Source organism: Moorena sp., assembly GCF_982860115.1.
Genome location: NZ_CEYLVT010000375.1, coordinates 1 through 4343, shown reverse-complemented (window position 1 = coordinate 4343; position 4343 = coordinate 1). Strand labels below are relative to the sequence as shown.

The 4343-nt window shown below is 41.8% G+C and carries 4 protein-coding genes; 2 read left to right on the top strand and 2 right to left on the bottom strand.

The genetic code is table 11. From position 1 onward, the window contains the following. Nucleotides 1–347: 347 nt before the first annotated feature. A complete protein-coding gene (locus tag AC4II3_RS31540) occupies nucleotides 348–701 on the bottom strand; it encodes a histidine triad nucleotide-binding protein (RefSeq protein ID WP_488014556.1) in 354 nt (117 codons plus the stop codon). Nucleotides 702–1126: 425 nt separating this feature from the next. Next, complete coding sequence (locus AC4II3_RS31535; RefSeq protein ID WP_488014554.1) at nucleotides 1127–1474, bottom strand: hypothetical protein; 348 nt, start codon at nucleotides 1472–1474, stop codon at nucleotides 1127–1129. A 444-nt stretch (nucleotides 1475–1918) separates the two neighbouring features. Between AC4II3_RS31535 and AC4II3_RS31530 the strand changes: the two genes are divergently transcribed. Beyond that, complete coding sequence (locus AC4II3_RS31530; protein WP_488029463.1) at nucleotides 1919–2971, top strand: phosphotransferase; 1053 nt, start codon at nucleotides 1919–1921, stop codon at nucleotides 2969–2971. Nucleotides 2972–3050: 79 nt separating this feature from the next. Further along, a complete protein-coding gene (locus AC4II3_RS31525) occupies nucleotides 3051–4118 on the top strand; it encodes a T3SS effector HopA1 family protein (RefSeq protein ID WP_488014550.1) in 1068 nt (355 codons plus the stop codon). Nucleotides 4119–4343: the final 225 nt, after the last annotated feature.

Genomic DNA, 4343 nt, shown 5'->3' with positions numbered 1-4343 from the left:
GGGTATGAATATGAACTTTTCGAGGTTCGTCCGGCTTGTGTGCGCCTTCATGTATTTATATTACGTAATATCTAAAGTTTTGTAAAGGGTTTTGCGAGTAATTTTCCCTCAGGTTATTAAATAATGTAAATAAGTAAGACTTATATAAACTAAGTATTGACAAATAAAGATTAAGGTGATATTAGCAAAAAAAAGTCAAAAAAAATAGCGTTCCCGTAGCGTGACCTTTGGTCACGCTACGGGAACGAACGCCTCTATATATATAAACTGAGCCTGGTTCTTTCCGTAACTCCTAACTTAGAAACCCATTCAAGACTCAGCACTCAACACTGAGCACTAAAAAAACCTCAGCCAGGAGGCCACTTCATTTGGCGTTGACCCAAGATGTGCAAATGCAGGTGATCAACCGTTTGACCACCATCAGCACCATTATTAATCACCAGTCGATAGCCATTGGTCAAACCAGCTTGCTCAGCAACTTGTTTAGCAGTTAACAGCAGGTGTCCCATCAGAGCTTGATCTTCCGACTCAGCTGCTGCCAGTTGAGGAATGGGCTTCTTGGGAATTACCAGAATATGAACTGGTGCCTGAGGGTTAATATCCTTGAAGGCAAGGGCTAAATCGTCTTCATAAACAATATCCGCTGGGATTTCTCGGCGGATAATCTTGCTAAAGATGGTTTCGCTCATAGCAGCTGCCATTACTATGTTTACTATATCAGCTGCAATTATGACAGAAAATGTCAGCTAGCTATAAGTCCCAGAGGGCAAAGCATTTAAATAAAAAACTAAGGTTTCAGGCATTAATTACTGTCTGAATGCTTCAGCTCTAACTTTCCTATCTATTCTTATTTACGGGCGGTTTATAAAAAAACGCTTAACTAATCATTAGGTTATAAACACCTAAAACAACTGCATAACCCAAAAAAAATATATTCAATTTAGTTATTATTGAATTGCAAAATAACTACTAAATATAACTAAAATAGTTTACTGCAATCAAATAAAAAAATATATATTTCAGCCCCCTTTTGTCTTTTGCCTTGTTAAAACACATTGAAAATGCGTTTTAGCTTAATCGTTACCATCAGCCCCTACACTTAGAGCGAGGGGCTAATGCTCTCAATCTAATGATCCATTCGTATTGGTGGAGTCATCACAATCGGTCCTGTTCTAGGAAAAGGTATGGGCCCGGTTTTAGGAAAAGGTATGGGCCCGGTTTTAGGAAAAGGTATGGGCCGTGGATGTTCAAAAACAGGAGGTGTTGGTTGGGGTATTGGGCGTGGACATTTCGGAAAAGGTTCTGGGTGTTCAGGCATGGGAACTGCCGTAGGTGCTGCACACAAAATGTATGGTGTTTGGGGAGTCGGACCACATCCACCCTGAACCATAGTATCTTGCTGATCTAGATCATTGAGAAAGGTTTCCTCATCGGATAACAACTCAAAACCGATGGGTAACTCAGAAATTTCCATTATTAGTTTTCCTCCATAGGAGTGTGACGGATGACTTTATTAAAGATTTCTGTAAGTCTACAAATTCTGTTTTAGATAAAAATATCAGTTTAGTCTAGCCAAAATGGCGAGTTTTTAGTTAAAAACAAGAGTATTAATAGATAAAGAGTAATGGGATAACTGCTGAAACTATAACAGCCTGATTATTGATTGTTAACTGTTGAGTGTTGATTGTTCTACGGTTAGGCACAAGACTTGCCCCTACTATCGGTTAACTTCTCAAGGGTAAACAACAAACATTTTCTCTTTAAGTCGTGCATGTACTGATCATCTACTAATATTGTGCAACCACTATCATCTGAAACGATTTCCTCATATCTATTGGATATAGGGCTGTGTACTCCGTCAGACCTAGAATCTATCCAGGTGAAATCGGCTGCCCCTGCTAAGAATTTCAATTTACTGGTGAGCTTTTCAGATCATCGTCAGCTACTGGTTAAGCAGGAAAGACCCCATAATGGTGGTCTTATAAATCATGAATTTTTCAATGAGTGGCAATTTCATCGCTGGCTGCAGCAGTTGCCCGACCAACACTGTCTAGCTTCATCAGTTTCCCAGATCCTTCATTTTGATCCCGATCATTGCATTCTGGTCTACAACTATCTAAATAACTATCTCGACCTGTTTAGTTTCTACTATCAAAACCAAGTTTTCCCTGAAGCGATCGCAACTGATATCGGAACAGTTGTAGGCAACCTCCATCGTGTTACCTTCAATCAACCAGAATGTCGGAATTTTCTAGACCAGGTACCAAAGGGGACATCTCCCTATCGCTTTGGCAATCCAGCTAAAGGAATCGGACGGCTTAGCCCAGAGATGTTTGGCTCAATCCCTAACAATGCCTTAAAGTTCTTTGTTCTCTATCAACGTTACCCCAGTCTGGTAAATGCGATCGCAGATTTGGAAACTGACTGGCATCCGAGTTGCCTAACCCACAATGACTTAAAATTGAACAACATTTTGCTTCATAGAGACTGGGAGCAATTCTCAACATCTTCACCACCCGATCAGAGCATGGTGCGACTGATTGATTGGGAACGTTGTGCGTGGGGAGATCCAGCCTTTGACCTTGGAACTATAATCGCCAGCTACTTGGGAATCTGGTTAAGTAGCTTAGTAGTAGACCCCACGATTAAATTAGAAGAATCCTTGCGTCTAGCAGTGACTCCTTTACAAGTGCTTCAACCCTCCATCGCTGCTCTAACCCAAGCCTATCTTACCGCTTTTCCCGGGATTGAGTCGGCTCGTCCCAACTGGCTTAAACGAGTAGTTCAGTTTACCGGTTTGGCACTGATTTACCAAATTCAGGCAATGATTTACTATCAGAAATCCTTTGATAATACTGGAATCTGTATGCTCCAGGTTGCCAAAAGTCTACTCTGCCGACCACAACAATCTGTGCCAACAGTTTTTGGGATCTCAGAATCACAACTGATATCAAATCCGGTCATCCCCTAGAAAAGGGTTTTGAGCATACCTGTGAATTGTCAATTGAAAACTGCTATATAGACCTCATCTAATTTTAAATTAAATTACGATGCTATTTGACAACCCTTTTCCCAATCAACAACAAGCAGCTCTGGAAGACATTGTTAACAACATTGAAATCCAGTCCAATTTTTGTATCAACCATCCCAACTATCAACCCTTCGCCATACCTGATCAAACAGTAGCCCGCTTTCAGGAACTTCCTCAAGACATACAGCATAAGTATCTCAGTCTACTGCTGAGAAATTTCCTCTATGGCATCTATTACAATGGCTATCTGCGCACTCCCCTGGCACTCAACACAAGTGGCGCGGATATAGCACCCCATCAAAACTTAGAGAACAATACCCTGCTGGGAATAGACCTAGAATTTTACCAACAACTCCACGCCAAAAATCAAGGCACAGGCTACTTTGATTCCAATTGGCAGGTAATCTCAGAAGAAACCGATGGTTCAATAGCCGTCACCAAAGGTAGTTTGACTATGCATATTGAACGGGAGATTCATCTCAAATCTGAGGAAAAATCTGCTACTATCGGCAGCCTCGTTGCCATCCGGATGCCCAAGAATTTAATGCAAAATGGCTTTTATGTAGCAGTGGGTAATGTTGGTCAAGAGCGACAGGGCAATGGTGATATCGATTCTAAAACAGGGCGAATCTATTTTAATCTGACACCAGATGGAGCCCTTGCTGTCATGGATAGCATGACAAAATATTTGAATGCAGCAGCAATTCCTTTCACATTTAAAGTTCTATACAATCCATCGGAATACAAACGCCATGACTGCGGAGTACTCTACTTTGAGCGCTGTGATTCTGAAGTGGTCTTTGGGGTGATGCAAACCATATATCTACCAAACCGTTGCCATTTTCGCCCAGAAGTGCCTTTATTCACCAAGTTTTTGGCACCAGGACTGAGTTTTGCCGAAGAACCAACCCAAAAATTTACCTCTCAAGAAAGTTTTGGCATGAACCGCTGCCAAATTGTAGCCAATGGTTTAATGCAGGCTTGGCAAAACGGTAATAACACTCCAGAGGAGCGCCTCAACGCCATCCGCCAACAATTTTCTCAGTTAGGAATTGAATGGGAACGTCCTTACCTCAATCATGACTAAAGCTGCCCACAGCAAATTATGGGGAAGGGAGACAAGAGGGGTTAGACTCATAGTTAATTCGCCCACAGTAGCAAAAACAGGACTTAGGCAAAACTCGGCAACAAACGCGCTTATGTAAGCTAATCAGCATTTAAATTTCCCCTCGATCCACTTGTCCAAAAGCCGGTATACCATCTCCCCATCTCCCCATCTCCCCATCTCCCCATCTCCCCATCTCCCCATCTC